Origin of the sequence: Stenotrophomonas maltophilia (assembly GCF_013464915.1) — a bacterium.
GTDB classification, from domain to species: domain Bacteria; phylum Pseudomonadota; class Gammaproteobacteria; order Xanthomonadales; family Xanthomonadaceae; genus Stenotrophomonas; species Stenotrophomonas maltophilia_AT.
Genome location: NZ_RAVT01000038.1, coordinates 25,568 through 39,618 on the forward strand (window position 1 = coordinate 25,568; position 14,051 = coordinate 39,618).

The window sequence follows — 14,051 nt, forward strand, 5'->3', positions numbered from 1 at the left end:
CGGCTTGCGCCGGCCTTTCCTTTGTTGCGCCGAGAGGCTGCTTACAGCGCCTTGGCGGCTTCCACCACGTGGGCGGTGGTGATGCCGAAGTGCTTGTACAGCTGGTCGGCCGGGGCCGAGGCACCGAAGGTGTCGATGCCGATCACCGCACCGTCCAGGCCGACGAACTGGCGCCAGAAGCCGGTGACGCCGGCTTCCACCGCCACGCGCTTGCGCACGGCGTTCGGCAGCACCGATTCACGGTAGGCCGCGTCCTGGCGCAGGAACACGTCGGTGGACGGCATCGAGACCACGCGGGTCTTGAGGCCGGCAGCGTCCAGCTGGGCCTTGGCTTCGGTGGCCAGCGAGACTTCCGAACCGGTGGCGATCAGGATCACGTCCGGGGTACCGGCAGCATCGGCCAGCACGTAACCACCGCGCTCGATCTGGGCGATCTGCTCGGCGCTGCGCGGCTGGTGCGGCAGGTTCTGGCGGCTGAACACCAGGCAGCTCGGGCCGTCCTGGCGGGTGATCGCGGCCTTCCAGCTCACTGCCGACTCGACCGCATCGCACGGGCGCCACACGTCGTTGTTCGGGATGTAGCGCAGCGAGGCCAGGTGCTCCACCGGCTGGTGGGTCGGGCCGTCTTCGCCCAGGCCGATCGAGTCGTGGGTGTAGACGTGGATGGCATGGGCCGGGATCAGCGCGCTCATGCGCACGCCGTTGCGGGCGTAATCGCTGAACACCAGGAAGGTGGCATCGAACGGAATGAAACCACCGTGCAGGGCCAGGCCGTTGGCAATGGCGGTCATGCCGAACTCGCGCACGCCGTAGTACACGTAGTTGGCGTTGGCGTCGTCGCTGGCAACCGACGTGCTGCCCTTCCACAGGGTCAGGTTGGAATGCGCCAGGTCAGCCGAGCCACCGACGATTTCCGGCAGCAGCGGGGCATAGGCTTCAATGGCCAGCTGCGAGGCCTTGCGCGAGGCGATCGTCGGGCCTTCAGCGGCCACCTGGGCGATGTAGGCATCGGCCTTGGCCACGAAGTCGGCCGGCAGTTCGCCGTGCGAGCGACGGGTCAGTTCGGCCGCTTCGCCCGGGTACTGGCTGGCGTACTTGTCGAACAGCTGTTCCCACTCGGCCTGGCGCAGGGTGCCGGCGCCGTTGGCGCGCCAGCCGTCGTAGATCGCCTGCGGGATCTCGAACGGACCGTACTCCCAGCCCAGCTGCTTGCGGGTGGCTTCCAGTTCGTCCTTGCCCAGCGGGGCACCGTGGCTGGATTCCTTGCCCGCCTTGTTCGGCGAACCGAAACCAATGGTGGTGCGGCAGCAGATCAGGGTCGGCTTGTCGCTCTGCGACAGCGCGGCCTCGATGCCGGCCTTGATGCTTTCCGGGTCGTGGCCATCGACGTCGCGGACCACGTTCCAGCCGTAGGCCTCGAAACGCTCCGGGGTGTTGTCGGTGAACCAGCCCTCGACGTTGCCGTCGATGGAGATGTGGTTGTTGTCCCAGAAGCAGACCAGCTTGTGCAGGCCCCAGGTGCCAGCCAGCGAGGCCGCTTCATGCGACACGCCTTCCATCAGGCAGCCATCGCCCATGAACACCCAGGTGCGGTGGTCGACCACTTCCAGCTCCGGGCGGTTGAAGCGCTGTGCCAGCAGCTTCTCGGCCAGGGCGAAGCCCACGGCGTTGGCGAAACCCTGGCCCAGCGGGCCGGTGGTGGTTTCCACGCCCGGGGTCTCGTGGCGTTCCGGGTGACCGGCGGTGTGGCTGCCCAGCTGGCGGAACAGCTTCAGCTGCTCGATCGGCAGGTCGTAACCGCTCAGGTGCAGCAGCGCGTACTGCAGCATCGAACCGTGGCCGTTGGACAGCACGAAACGGTCGCGGTTGAACCAGTGCGGGTTGCTCGGGTTATGGCGGAGGTAGTCGTTCCAGAGGACTTCGGCGATGTCGGCCATGCCCATGGGCATGCCGGGGTGGCCGGACTTTGCGGTTTCAACCGCATCGGCGGCAAGGAAGCGGATGGCGTTGGCCAACTGGCGACGGGTAGGCTGCGTCATGGTTCTGTCGGAATCGGGAGGCGGCCGCGGACGTGCGGGCGGCCTATTGTCCCATAGTCGCCGGGCCGGGGGTCGGTTCACCGTGCCCGGTCGTGGCGGCCGCTGGCCGGCAGCGTCGTGGTCTCCGCCGGATTCCACATGTGAAACGGGGCCGGAGCCCTTTCCCTGCGGAAAGGAATCCGACCCCGATCAGGTCGCCAGCAGTGGCGTTGGACTCAGTCCTGGTGCGGGGTCAGCGCCGGGCCGTCGTGGGACTCGCCCTTGGCCACCAGGGTGGTCAGGGCCAGGTCGCCGGTCACGTTCAGCGCGGTACGGCACATGTCCAGGAAGTGGTTCACGCCCAGGATCAGGCCGATGCCCAGCGGGTTCACGCCGACCATCGCACAGATCATCGCCACCACCGGCAGCGAGCCGGACGGCACGCCGGCGGTACCGATGCCACCGAGGATGCAGACCGCCATCACCATGATCTGCTGGCCGATGCTCAGGTCCACGCCGAAGAACTGGGCCAGGAAGATCACCGTCACGCCCTCGAACAGCGCGGTGCCGTTCTGGTTGGCGGTGGCGCCCACGGTCAGCACGAAGCGCGACACGCGCTGCGGCAGGCCCATCTGGTCGGCCACGCGCAACGCGGTCGGCAGGGTGGCGTTGCTGGAGGCGGTGGAGAACGCCATCACCGTCGCTTCCTGGGTATCGCGGAAGAACGACAGCGGCGAACGGCCGGACAGCCACACCGCGGTACCGTAGGTCACAACCATGTGCAGGCCCAGTGCCAGCACCACCACGCCCACGTAGGCACCGAGGCGGATGATCAACTCGAAGCCGAACAGCGCGGCCAGGTTGAACATGAAGCAGGCAACCGCGTACGGCGCCAGGCGGATGACCAGGTTGATCAGGGTCATCGAGATCTCAAACACGCCTTCGATGGCGCGGCGCAGCGGGGCGACCTTCTCGTTGTCGGTCAGCACCATGCCGATGCCGAACATCAGCGCGAAGAACATCAGCGACAGGATCGCGCCGTTGTCCGATGCGGCCTGCAGCACGTTGCTCGGCACGATCGACAGCAGCATGTCCATGCCCTTGGGCGTGCCATGGATGCCCGCAACGATTTCCTTGCTGCGCTCGGCGTTCTCCGACAGCATCATCGCGGCGACCTGCGGATCGACGCCGGCACCCGGCTTGAGCAGGTTGACCAGCACCAGGCCGATGCCCACGGCGATGCCGGACAGCAGCACGGTGTAGGCCAGGGTCTTCCAGCCGATGCGGCCGAGGGCGCGGATGTCGCCCATCTCCGACACGCCCATGATCAGCGCCGAGAAGATCAGCGGCACGATCAGCATGAAGATCAGGTTGAGGAACAGGCCCGACGCCGGGGTGGTGACGTAGTCCATTACCCACTTGGCACCGGCCTGCAGACCATCGACGCTGCCACCCAGGGCGTGCACGATCAGTCCCAGGACCAGGCCGATCGCAAAGCCGATGCCCATCTTCCAATGCAGGGGCAACTTCTTCTTGTCGGCAGCAGCTGCTGTCATACGCGGGTTTCCTCGAAAAATGAATGCACTCTAACAAAGCCCGCAAGCGGCGCCGGTTCAGGTTCGCCGCGGTGGATACAGCGGCGCCAGGCCAGTGTCAGCGGCCCCCGCAGCCGTCGACCAGTGCGGTCCGTCACGGAAGACCTCGCGCAGACGCGCGCGCAGCGATGCCAGATCGCCCTGCCCGCCCCAGCGTGCCTGCTGCAGGTCCTGCAGCACCTGGCGCTGGGCCGGGTCATCCAACCGCGCGATGACCTGCTCGATGCGTTCGACGCCGGCCATCGCGCACAACTGCGCCTCGACCTGCTCGAACCCTTCGCCATCCAGCGCGCGGCGCAGTTCGGCCAAGCCGGCACGTCCGCTCGCCACAGTCGGCACAGACGGCTTGCCGGCTGCAGGCGTCGCCACACGCGGGCGACGGCCACGCTGCCAGCCCCACAACAGGGTCAACAGCCACAGCAGCGCAAGGCCGATGGCTGCGCCCATCCACGGCCACGGACGCTCGGCCAGGCCACCGGCGCGCGGATCGGTCGCGGCGATGCGGCTGTCCTGGCCATCGCTGCCGGGCAGCGCGGCATCGGTGTCGATTGGCGGCAGCGGTGCCGGCGAGGTGTTGCCAGCGCCATTGCCCGCCGCAACCGCCAGCGTCAGATCCGGCAGCTTCGCTTCCTGCGCCTTGCCTGCGCGCACATCCCACCACGGCAGGCGCGGCCCCGGCACCACCAGCGAGCCGGGCTGGCGCGGCACGATCGAATAGCGGCGGGTGATCTTCAGCCGCGGCGTGCTGCCATTGAACGATTCTTCGTACTGCACAGGTTCGGCGAATACCTGCGCCTGGGTGCCGAGATCCGGCACCGGCAGGTCGGTGAACTGTGCGCGGGTTGCCCCTTCGGCAATCGCCTCGACCACCACATTGGCGGCCTCGCCCGTACGGGCGCTGGTCGGCGCACTGGTGTAGCGCAGCTGAAGGCTCTGCAGCGGCAGCCATGGCTGCGGCGCCTGTGCCGGTTGCGCCTGCACCTGCAGGGTGCGGTCGGCGCCGGTGGCATTCATGCGGCCATCGCCACCACCGAAGAAATCATCGAAGAAACCACCGGCGCTGCGGCCGTTGAAGCGCGCACCCGCGAGGCGCAGGGTGCCGCTGCGCTCCGGGATCAGCAGGAAGCGACGCTCGACCATGTTGTAACGGCGGCCGTTGACCTGGCGCACATCGGTGCGGTCATCGCCCACACGCTGCAGCGACGCACCGGCCGGTGTATCCAGCACAAGCTCGCCCGACGCCAGCTGTGATGCGAAATACAGGCGCACCACCACGCCCACGCTCTGCTGCACATAGGGCGTCTCATCATCGACAACCGTCTCGATGAAGGCCATTGCATTGCTGTCGGGGCCGGCCACGGCAGCCGCGTCCACCTGCAGGGTCAGCGGCGCGGTACGTGCACTGCCCACCTGCAGGCCCGGAATCACCAGCGCACCGCTGCGCCGTGGCGTCAGTGCCACGCCATACAGATTGCGCTGCTGCATGCTGCCGTTGCTCCACTCCACCTGGCGGCTGCTGGTCTGCCCGCTCAGGTCGAAGTCGTTGCGCAGCAGGGTGAAGTCCGGCGCGCCCTGGTCGCTCTCGACGTTGAGGGTGACCGTATCGCCCATCGCGATGCGGTCACGGTCAAGCCAGGCCCGCGGTTGCGCCCAGGCCAGCAGCGGCAGCCACAACAGCAGCACCGCCAGTACCCGCCATGGCCAGCGCCCATGCATGTTGATCGCCCGCGTCATCGCCCTTCCCTCTTCCTGCGTTCGTTTTCCAGCTGGAACTTGGCCCGCAGCAGTGCGCCCGGATCGTCCGGAACACGCCGCATCCACGCTTCCACTGCTTGCTGCTCTTCGCGCTGGCGCGGGGTGCGGCCGTCACTGCCCTGCACCGGCTTGCCGTCCTTGTCCGCCTCGCCCTCGCGCGCCTGCTGCATCGCCTGCTGCATGCGCTGGCGCTGCTGCTCGTCGGCCTGTGCCTGGGCCTTGGCATCCTCAACCTGCGGCGGCGCCTGCTGGCCATCGCGGCTGCGTTCGCCGGACTGCGGCTTCGATTGCGTGCTGTCGTCACCCGGCCTGGGCTGGCCCTGCTGGCCCTGCTGCGACTGTGGCTGCCCCTGTCCCGGATCCTTCTGGCCCTGCTGCGGCTGCTGGCCTTGCGGGTTCTGCTGGCCCTGGGATGGGTTCTGCTGCTTCTGCTGCCCGTTCTGCTGCGGCTTCTGCTGGTCCTGGCCCTGCCCCCCCGACTGCCTGCGCTTGCGCGCGGCATCGACCACCGCGCGGTTGGCCACCGCATCGGGCATGCCGGGATGCAACGCCAGCGCGCGGTCGTAGGCGGCGATGGCTTCATCGTAGCTGCCCTGGCGCGCCAGCGTGTTGGCCAGGTTGTACCAGCCGGCATCGTTGTCGATGCCTTCGAACTGCTTGCGCGCAGTGGCGAAGTCGCCCTTGCGGTAGGCCTGCACGCCGTCGGCCAGGCGCTGGTGCTGCAACTGGTCGGCCCGTTTCCACAAGGTGCCCTGCGGCGGCTGCGAAGCGGACGCGGCAGGCGCCTGCGCCTGCGCATCACTCATCCACGGCAACAGGCCCACCGCCAGCACTGCCGCCAGTACTGCGCGGCGGCGGAAGGCCAGCAGCGCAAGCAGCATCAGCGGCGGCAACAGCCAGAAGCCCTCATCACGCCATTGCTTGCCTTCGCCCGGCCGTTGCGCGGCCGCACCCTCGCGTGCATCGAGCACGCCCAGCGCACGCAGGTCACTGCCATCGGCGGCAATGCGCGCATAGCGACCGCCACCTGCCGTGGCAACGGCACGCAGGCTGCCCTCATCCAGTGCAGCCTGGCGGATCTGCCCACTGCCGTCGCGGTACGCCGCACCCGCCGGAGTACCGAGCCCCAGCACCGACACCTGCAGGCCGAGACCACGGGCCTGCGCGGCCGCCAATGCCGCTTCGCCATCGGCTTGATCGGTGACCAGCAGGATCTGTCCCTGCGGTGCAGCGATCTGCCGCATCAGCCGCGTGGCCCAGTCGATGCCACGGTCGGCACGCTGGCCATCACGCGGCATCACATCCGGCGACAAGGCATCCAGGTACAGCGCGACGTTGCTGCCGTCATCGGTCAGCGGCGCCACGGTGTAGGCATCTTCGGCGTACACCACCAGGCCGACCTGGCCGCCCTTGCGTGCGCGCAGGAGCTCGCCGACCTTGGCGCGTGCCTGCAGCAGGCGCGACGGCGGCAGGTCGGTGGCGGTGATGCGGCTGGACAGATCCAGCACCACCAGCAGCGGTGCGCTGGGCTGGAACATCGGTTGAGCCTGCTGCCGCCAGCTCGGTCCGGCCATGGCCAGCGATGCCAGCGTCCAGCCCAGCAGCACCGCCAATGGCAGCCGCATGCGACGGCGCGTACCAGCGGCCAGCAGATGCGGCAACAGATGTGCATCCACCGCCTGCCGCCACGCATCGCTGCGCCGCTGCCGGTACAGCGCCACGGCGAGAATCACCGGCAGCGCCAGCAATGCCCACAGCCATTCCGGGCGCAGGAAGTGCAGCGCGTTCCAGTCCGGGAGATGGGAAGCGAACGCGATCATCGACGACGCTCCGGCCACACCCAGGCCAATGCGCCCAGCAGCAACGCCAGGCCCAGCGGCCATGCGTAGCGTTCCTCGCGCGGGCGCAGGCTCGGCCCCTTCGCCGCGATCGGCTCCAGACGGTCCAGTTCGGCGTAGATGCCGGCCAGCTGCGCGGTATCGCGTGCGCGGAAGAACTGGCCACCCGTCAGGCTGGCAATCTTCTTCAACGTTGCCTCGTCGACCGGGTCCTCATCAGCGGAAATCGGAATGCCGAGGAAGCGCATGCTGCCATCGCCACCGAACGCGACAGTGTGGATGCGTACACCTTCGGCGTGCGCGACTTCGGCCGCGCGCAGCGGTTCGAGCACGCCGGCATTGCTGACGCCGTCGGTCAGCAGGATCAGTACACGCTGCCCTTCGGGCTGGCTGCGCAGGCGCTTCACCGCCAGGCCGATGGCATCACCGATGGCCGTCTCGCGGCCAGCCAGGCCGACCACGCTGTCGCGCAGCTGGTCGCGCACGCTGGCCAGGTCGGCAGTGAGCGGCGTGAGCGTGTAGGCGCGGTCGCCAAAGATCAGCAGGCCGATGCGATCACCGGCGCGACGATCCAGGAAGTCGGCCAGCACGGCCTTGGCCGCGGTGAGGCGATCCACCGCCTGCCCACCCAGTACCATGTCGCCCTCGCCCATGCTGCCGGATACGTCCATAGCCAGCATCATCTGCCGCCCCTGCTGCGGTGGCGTGATGGCCTCACCCAGCTGCTGCGGGCGCGCCAGCGCGATGCACAGCGCGCACCAGCCCAGCCACAGCAGCAGCGTGCGCAGCCACGACACATCGACACGGCCTCCACCGGACAGCGCTTCCAGTTCGCTCGCCGCGTACGGCACGCGCAGTGCTGCACCCGGGTCGGCGCGGCGCTTCCACCACCGCATCAGCAGTGGCAGCGGCAACGCCAGCAGGGCCAGCGGCCACGCCAGCTGCAGGTCCGGCCACGGCCAGTAACTCGCCAGCAGGTTCATCGGCGGCGCTCCAGCAGCATCGCCAGGTAGCGCTCGCGGGCCCAGCGGCGCACGGCCACCACTTCGCTGGCGTCCACGCGGGGGCGATAGGCACCTTCGGCCAACAGGCTGCGGCGCGCGCCGGGCAGCGTGCCCTTCGGATCCACGCGCTGCCACCAGGCGTCGTCGCGCAGGGATTCACTGCCCGGCTGTGCCTGCCGCGCGGCGCGGCGCAGCAGGCCGGCGATCACCGCCAGTTCCGCGGTGGCATCGGCGGCGGTGGCCAACTCCTGGTCGAACGCCTGCAACCAGCGTTGGCGGCGACGGCGGCGGTTCCACCACAGCAGGGCCAGCGCCAGGATCACCAGCAACACCGCGCCGCCGATCATCAGATAGCCGGGGGCCGGCGGCCACCACGGCGGTGCCGGTGGCAGCTGCACATCGCGCAGCGGAAGGTTGGCGCTCATGCCGGCACCTCGGTCGCCGACGGTGCCAACCAGGCGTCGCTGGGCGCGTCGGTGGACAGCACCTGCACGTCGACACGGCGTGCGCCCAACTGGCGGCGCAGCGCCTGCAGCGGCTCGACGAAGTGCGCCTGCCAGTGCGACTGCACTTCGCTGCGACGCAGATCGAGGCCAATGCGCTGCTGCGCGGTCTGGAACTGCAGGGCCGCCGAGGGCGGTTGCAGCTCGAGGGGATCGACCAGCAGCACCAGGCTGAGGTCATGGTGCTGGGCCAGCGCGCTCCAGCGCACGACGGGAATCTTCGCGGCCTGCTGCGGATCGGCCAGCACCAGCATGCGCGCGCCGGGGCGCAGCACGCGGGCGGCATGGTCCAGCGCGCGCTCCAGGCCAAGATCGTCGGCGGGCGGCTGCGCGTACCAGCGGGTGAGTGCGTCCAGCACGCGCAGCACGCCTCGCGGCCCACCCGCAGGTGCAATCGGCGCTTCGCGGTCGCTGCCGCGCAGGGCACCCACGCGATCACCGCGACGCTGCGCCGACCACGCGGCGACGGCGCCTGCGCGGGCCGCCTGCACCGACTTGAATCGTACGCGGGTGCCGAAATACAGCGCCGGCGAAGTATCGGCCACGATCAGGCTGACCCGCTCGCGTTCGGCCTGGAAAAGCTTGGTATGGGCACGACCGGTCCGCGCGGTCACCCGCCAGTCGATATGCCGGGCATCATCACCAGCCACGTACTCGCGTGACTCGGCGTACTCCATGCCACGCCCACGCAGTGGCGACGGCGCCTGCCCGGCATTGCCGGCGCGACCACGGCGCGGCGGCGGCGGCCGCTGTGCCAGCCGGCGCAGGGCCACCAGTTCGGACAGGTGCGGGCGCAATCCGTCGCCATCGCTGACGGTGGATGTGGCTTCCGGGGATGGATCGGTCATGCGCAGGCTCAGGGTGCCGGCACCCGGGCCAGCAGCTCCTGCACCAGGCGCTCGCCATCCCAGCCTTCGGCGGTGGCTTCGTAGCTGGGCAGCACGCGATGGCGCAGCACGTCGGCGGCGACCGCACGCACATCGTCGGGGGTGACGAAGTCGCGGCCGGCCAACCAGGCGCGTGCGCGTGCGCAGCGTTCCAACGCAATGGAGCCACGCGGGCTTGCGCCCCAGGCGATGCGGCGGCCGAGGCCGGCGTCATAGCGCGACGGATCACGCGAGGCCAGCACAAGTTCGACCAGATAGCGTTCCAATGCCGGTGCCATGTGCAGGTCCAGCACTTCGCGGCGGGCATCGAACACATCCTGCATCGGCAGCTTCTCCGGTGCGGGCGCCGCCTCGCCCAGTGCGCCACGGGCGCGCTCGCGGGCGAGCCGCAGGATCTCCGATTCGGCCGCCTGGTCCGGGTAGCCGATGCGCACGTGCATCAGGAAACGGTCCAGCTGCGCTTCCGGCAGCGGGAAGGTACCTTCCTGCTCGATCGGGTTCTGCGTGGCCATCACCAGGAACAGCGGCGGCAATGCGTAGGTGTGGCGGCCAACGGTGACCTGGCGCTCGCCCATCGCTTCCAGCAGCGCCGACTGCACCTTGGCCGGCGCACGGTTGATTTCATCGGCCAGCAGGATCGGATGGAAGATCGGGCCGGGTACGAATTCGAAGCGTCCTTCCTGCGGGCGCCAGATCTCGGTGCCGGTCAGGTCGGCCGGCAGCAGGTCGGGGGTGAACTGCACGCGGGCGAAATCCGCCTCCAGGCGCGAGGCCAGCGCGCGGATGGCCGTGGTCTTGGCCAGGCCCGGGGCGCCCTCCACCAGCAGGTGCCCGTCGGCCAGCAATGCGATCAACAGGCGTTCGACCAGGGCCGCCTGGCCGACGATTTCGGCCGACAGCGCGTCGCGCAGCTGGTTGAAGGCGCCATGCAGACGGGAGGCGGCCGGCGCGGGCGGCGGCGAGACGGTTTCGGGCATCGGCGGTGGCAGGTTCATGGGGGCCTTTGACCGGCGCGGGACGGCACGGGTTCCCGACATCATCGCAGGGTGCCTTGCGATTGGCATCAAGAACGGCTGAACAAGCATCTCATCCACGCATGGCGTGGATCTACCGGGTCGCCCACGGATGGCGTCCGGCGTGAACGAAGAAGGGCCGCACATGGCGGCCCTTCTTCGTGTCGCGGTTGCGATGGCTCAGTTCTGCCTGGCCACGCGCAGCACCTTCGGGGTCACGAACACCAGCAGCTCGGCCTTGTCCTTGCTGCGGCCACGCTTCTTGAACAGATTGCCCAGGAACGGCACATCGCCCAGGAACGGAACCTTGCTGATGCTGTTGCGGTCGGTGAACTCGTACACACCACCGATGACCACGGTCTGCCCGTCCTCGACCAGCACCGCGGTGTTCACTTCGCGGCGGTTGATCGATGGCACGGTGCCATAGCCTTCCAGCTGGATCAGCCGATCCACTTCGTCCTTCTTCACCTGCATGTTGAGGAACACGCGGTTGTCGTTGGTGATGGTCGGGGTGACCTTCAGTTCCAGCACCACTTCCTTGAACTGCACGTTCGGCGTAGCCACACCGCCCGCACCGGCACTGATGGTCACATAGCCGATTTCCTTGCCCTGCTTGATCAGGGCCTCGCGCTGGTTGGTGGTGACCACGCGCGGGTTGGAGATCACTTCACCACGCGACTCCTCCTGCATCGCCGACAGCTCCACGTCCAGCAGGTAGCCGGCATTGAGGATCGACAGCGCCAGCGAACCCGCCGGGTTGGTGGACGCCGCCGGCATCGCCCAGTTCAGGCCACGGGTGATCGTCGAACCGACCGGAATCGGCGCCGGGCCGGTGCTGCCGCCCGCCACCCAGTCGCGGTACGCCTTGGCGTTGGTCGCATTGGCGGTAACGTCGGCATCGCGGTTCTTGGCGTTGGCTTCGAGGTTGCCGCTGAAGTAGGCATTGTCGCGGCTGCCGCTGATGCCGAACCGCGCACCCAGCTCACGTGCGAACGTATCGGTCGCGATGACGATGCGGCTCTCGATCAGCACCTGGTCGACCGGGCGGTCGATCACGCTGATCAGCTCACGCATGCGTGCGATCTTCTTCGGAATGTCGCTGATCATCAGCGTGTTGGTGCGCTCGTCGGCGACGATGCGGCCACGGCCGGACAGGAAGCCACTTTCCTCCTGCGACGAGCCACCGCCACCACCACCTGCACCACCCCCACCGCCACCACCGCCGATGCCCTTGGCTTCGGTCAGGGCTTTGAAGATCTGGGTGGCGCTGTGGTAGTTGATCTGGACGTAATCGGTCACCAGGTCTTCGCGGTTCTCGATGGCGATGCGAGCGTCTTCCTTCTCCTGCTCGAACTTGGCCAGTTCGGCCTGCGGGCCGACCCAGATCACGCTGCCGTCGCGTCGCTTGTCCAGGCCCTTGGCACGCAGCACGATGTCCAGCGCCTGGTCCCACGGCACGTTGACCAGGCGCAGCGTCACATTGCCCTGCACCGAGTCGGAGGCCACCACGTTGAGGTTGGACTCTTCGGCGATCAACTGCAGCACGGTGCGCACCGGCACGTCCTGGAAGTTGAAGGTCACCGGCTTGCCGGTGAAGCCACGCTGGCCGACGGCCTTTGCCGCCTGGGTGACGCTGCCTGCGGTCACCGCACCGACGGCGGCCGGAGCCTGCCGCGCGCTGATCTCGACCACGTATTCGTTGCCGCTCTGGTAGGCCAGCGACTCCACCGCACCACCGGTGCTCAGCACCAGCTGGGTGCCGGCGCCGGACGGTTTGGCGTCGATGCGCTGCACCGGAGTGGCGAAGTCGACGACGTTCAGCGGCTTCTGCAGGTTGGCCGGCAGGCGGGCATTGCCGACGTCGACCACCACGCTGTTGCCCTGCGTGCGCAGGTCCGGGATCGCGCCCTGGCCATCAAACTGCACGATCAGGCGGCCCGCGCCATCATCGCCGCGCTTGAAATCGATCTTGGCCACCGACAGGCCGGCGGGTGCCGCGGCCGGTGCGACGGTGGTGCCCACCGGCTTCTCCGCCGGTGCGGCGGCCAGCGCCGGAGCGCAGGCCAGCATCAGCGCGACTCCCAACGCGCTGACACGGTTCAAGGTAGAGCGCCGGATGGGACGCAGCCCCTTGGCTTGGTGAAAGGTCATCGTGCTATCCCCAGTAAACGATCATTGATCTTCAAGCGAGAGCGTTGCCGGCCGTTCCAGCCAGCCACCCGCGCCATCCGGCACCAGTTCGATCAGCTCCACACGGTCTTCGAAGACCGCAGTGACCCGCCCGTCGCTCTGCCCCAGGTAACCGCCCGGGCGCACCCGGTAGGTCACCTTGTCCGGCCCCATCACCAGCGCGACGGTGCCGCCGCCGGTGCCGATGGTACCGACCATGTCCAGTGCGTCCAGCGGGAAGCCCTCCAGGGGCTCCTTGCGCCGGTTCGGATCCGGCCGCAATCCGCCATTCCCCTGCGGATTGGTCCAGGCATCGGTGAACGGATCACGCAGGCCCTGCGCGGAGTACTCGAAGGTCTCGAACTGCTGCATCACAGGCAACGGTTCCAGCGGCTGCGCCGGCCGGGCACGTTCGCCTTCCACCCACTTCTCGAGATTCGGCGCATCGCCCGGCGTGCTGGTCACGCCACGGCCGCAGGCGGCCAGCAGCAACACGGCAGCGACCATCCCGCAACGTGCAAAGAAGGAACGGATCACTTGCTGCCCTCCTTGCCGGCTTCAGCCTTCTGCTGTTCCTGCACCTCGGTCTCGTCGAGATACCGGTAGGTCTTGACCGTGCCGGACAACTCCAGCGCACCGGCACGTGAACCGCCACCGGCCTTGTCCGCCGGCTTCAGGTTGATGTCGTGCATGGTCAGGATCACCACGCGCGGCAGCGAGGCCACGCCACTGACGAACGCACCGAACTGGTGGTAGCTGCCCACCATCTTCAGCTTGATCGGCTTCTCGGCGTAGAACTCCTTGACCTGCTCCTGTTCCGGCTCGAACAGCTGGCTGGTCAGGCCGCTGGACAGCGCGGTCTGCGAAATGTCGATGATCAGGTCCGGCATTTCAGTCTTGCTGGGCAGCTGCCGCAGCATCTGCTGCAGCACCTGCTCCATCTGCGCCAGCTGCTGCTTCAGCGGCCCCAGGTTCACCGCGCGTTCCTGCTGCTTGGAGAACTCGGTACGCAGATCGCTTTCCTTCGATTCCAGGCTGGCCAGTTCATCGCGCTTGCCGCTGATCAGCAGCATCCACGCAACGAACATGATGACCAGCGCCAGCAACGAGCAGAACACGATCTTGGCCTTCTGCGGCCAGTTGCCGATGTCGTTGAAATCCAGGTTCTTCAGATCGATTTTCTGGCTCATGCGCGATCCCCCTGCAGCGGGGCGTAAGAGGCCTGCGGCGGCTGCGCCAGGCGGCTGCCCTCAGGCCTGGCCGCCGGTG

At 68.3% G+C, this 14,051-nt stretch carries 11 protein-coding genes; all 11 read right to left on the minus strand.

What is annotated here, in order from left to right; genetic code table 11:
* Positions 1 to 41: 41 nt before the first annotated feature.
* The 11 genes from tkt to D7T59_RS13800 all read right to left on the minus strand — a co-directional run bounded on the left by tkt (position 42) and on the right by D7T59_RS13800 (position 13,972).
* The gene (gene tkt, locus D7T59_RS13750; protein WP_180852659.1) at positions 42 to 2,039 is read right to left on the minus strand and encodes a transketolase; all 1,998 of its coding nucleotides are present in this window, start codon (positions 2,037 to 2,039) and stop codon (positions 42 to 44) included.
* A gap of 215 nt (positions 2,040 to 2,254) precedes the next feature.
* Positions 2,255 to 3,574, minus strand: coding sequence for a dicarboxylate/amino acid:cation symporter (locus tag D7T59_RS13755; protein ID WP_099555164.1), 1,320 nt, complete (start codon positions 3,572 to 3,574; stop codon positions 2,255 to 2,257).
* Between the two features lie 57 nt (positions 3,575 to 3,631).
* Complete coding sequence (locus tag D7T59_RS13760) at positions 3,632 to 5,347, minus strand: BatD family protein (protein ID WP_180852660.1); 1,716 nt, start codon at positions 5,345 to 5,347, stop codon at positions 3,632 to 3,634.
* On the minus strand, positions 5,344 to 7,188 hold the full coding sequence (locus tag D7T59_RS13765; RefSeq protein WP_180852661.1) for a VWA domain-containing protein: 1,845 nt from the start codon (positions 7,186 to 7,188) through the stop codon (positions 5,344 to 5,346). The genes D7T59_RS13760 and D7T59_RS13765 overlap by 4 nt, the downstream gene beginning before the upstream one ends.
* Positions 7,185 to 8,189 (minus strand): vWA domain-containing protein, encoded by a 1,005-nt coding sequence (locus D7T59_RS13770; RefSeq protein WP_164137545.1) that lies wholly within the window; start codon positions 8,187 to 8,189, stop codon positions 7,185 to 7,187. Before D7T59_RS13770 ends, D7T59_RS13765 begins: the two co-directional genes overlap by 4 nt.
* Positions 8,186 to 8,635, minus strand: coding sequence for a DUF4381 family protein (locus tag D7T59_RS13775; protein WP_164137544.1), 450 nt, complete (start codon positions 8,633 to 8,635; stop codon positions 8,186 to 8,188). The genes D7T59_RS13770 and D7T59_RS13775 overlap by 4 nt, the downstream gene beginning before the upstream one ends.
* Positions 8,632 to 9,561, minus strand: coding sequence for a DUF58 domain-containing protein (locus D7T59_RS13780; protein WP_164137543.1), 930 nt, complete (start codon positions 9,559 to 9,561; stop codon positions 8,632 to 8,634). Before D7T59_RS13780 ends, D7T59_RS13775 begins: the two co-directional genes overlap by 4 nt.
* 8 nt (positions 9,562 to 9,569) lie before the next feature.
* Positions 9,570 to 10,595, minus strand: coding sequence for an AAA family ATPase (locus D7T59_RS13785; protein ID WP_005410854.1), 1,026 nt, complete (start codon positions 10,593 to 10,595; stop codon positions 9,570 to 9,572).
* A gap of 198 nt (positions 10,596 to 10,793) precedes the next feature.
* Positions 10,794 to 12,764, minus strand: a complete 1,971-nt coding sequence (locus tag D7T59_RS13790; RefSeq protein ID WP_164137541.1) for a type IV pilus secretin PilQ — start codon at positions 12,762 to 12,764, stop codon at positions 10,794 to 10,796.
* 21 nt (positions 12,765 to 12,785) lie between these two features.
* Positions 12,786 to 13,289: a pilus assembly protein PilP gene (locus D7T59_RS13795; RefSeq protein ID WP_043035665.1), complete on the minus strand. Its 504-nt coding sequence runs from the start codon at positions 13,287 to 13,289 to the stop codon at positions 12,786 to 12,788.
* A 26-nt stretch (positions 13,290 to 13,315) separates the two neighbouring features.
* The gene (locus D7T59_RS13800) at positions 13,316 to 13,972 is read right to left on the minus strand and encodes a type IV pilus inner membrane component PilO (RefSeq protein ID WP_005410857.1); all 657 of its coding nucleotides are present in this window, start codon (positions 13,970 to 13,972) and stop codon (positions 13,316 to 13,318) included.
* Between the last annotated feature and the right edge of the window lie 79 nt (positions 13,973 to 14,051).

Coding starts and splice junctions, on each gene's coding strand:
- D7T59_RS13775 (WP_164137544.1), bottom strand. CDS start 8,635: ATGAGCGCCAACCTTCCGCTGCGCGATGTGCAGCTGCCACCGGCACCG.
- D7T59_RS13770 (WP_164137545.1), bottom strand. CDS start 8,189: ATGAACCTGCTGGCGAGTTACTGGCCGTGGCCGGACCTGCAGCTGGCG.
- D7T59_RS13800 (WP_005410857.1), bottom strand. CDS start 13,972: ATGAGCCAGAAAATCGATCTGAAGAACCTGGATTTCAACGACATCGGC.
- D7T59_RS13790 (WP_164137541.1), bottom strand. CDS start 12,764: ATGACCTTTCACCAAGCCAAGGGGCTGCGTCCCATCCGGCGCTCTACC.
- D7T59_RS13760 (WP_180852660.1), bottom strand. CDS start 5,347: ATGACGCGGGCGATCAACATGCATGGGCGCTGGCCATGGCGGGTACTG.
- D7T59_RS13755 (WP_099555164.1), bottom strand. CDS start 3,574: ATGACAGCAGCTGCTGCCGACAAGAAGAAGTTGCCCCTGCATTGGAAG.
- D7T59_RS13795 (WP_043035665.1), bottom strand. CDS start 13,289: ATGGTCGCTGCCGTGTTGCTGCTGGCCGCCTGCGGCCGTGGCGTGACC.
- D7T59_RS13785 (WP_005410854.1), bottom strand. CDS start 10,595: ATGAACCTGCCACCGCCGATGCCCGAAACCGTCTCGCCGCCGCCCGCG.
- tkt (WP_180852659.1), bottom strand. CDS start 2,039: ATGACGCAGCCTACCCGTCGCCAGTTGGCCAACGCCATCCGCTTCCTT.
- D7T59_RS13765 (WP_180852661.1), bottom strand. CDS start 7,188: ATGATCGCGTTCGCTTCCCATCTCCCGGACTGGAACGCGCTGCACTTC.
- D7T59_RS13780 (WP_164137543.1), bottom strand. CDS start 9,561: ATGACCGATCCATCCCCGGAAGCCACATCCACCGTCAGCGATGGCGAC.